The organism is Vibrio sp. 2132-1 (genome assembly GCF_033344315.1).
In genome coordinates this window covers 1-524 of record NZ_JAWPON010000834.1, presented here as the reverse complement: position 1 = coordinate 524, position 524 = coordinate 1, and the positions used below count along the sequence as shown (strand labels likewise).

Annotated in this window: 1 protein-coding gene; it reads right to left on the bottom strand. The window is 49.6% G+C overall.

Annotation, left to right across the window (positions count from 1 at the left end; translation table 11 throughout):
* The coding region (locus R8N47_RS28270) for an ABC transporter permease subunit (RefSeq protein WP_318186492.1) at positions 1-524 on the bottom strand (524 nt) is incomplete at both ends.

Sequence of the window (524 nt, the reverse complement as noted above, 5' to 3'; positions counted from 1 at the left end):
AGTTGGACTTACCTTGCTGCAGTAACTCACCCCAGCTTGGTGTTGGTGGCATCAAGCCTAAACCAAGATAATCAAGTGCTGTCAGTGCGGTGATGTTGGCGGCAATAGTAAATGGCGCCAAGGTAACAATCATGACCATGGTATTTGGCAGAATATGGTTAAACAGGATTCGGCCTGTCGAGGCACCCAACGCACGAGCTGCCATTACGTATTCGCGTGCAGATTCTTTGTAAGTCATGGTACGCATGTACCATGTCATCCCCATCCATCCAAACAACACGTTGATGGCGACAAAGAGCGTGAAAGTCGGTTGAACGATGGACACCAAAATCATAATGACGTACAGGAATGGCACCATTGACCAAACCTCAATCAAACGTTGGACAAATAGGTCGAACTTGCCGCCCCAGAAGCCCATGGCACAGCCTACAGCGGTACCAATAGCGTAGGACACCGCCATCGTTAACAACGCAAACCCCATCGCAGTACGGAAGCCATACACCAAGCGCGCTAAAATATCGCGA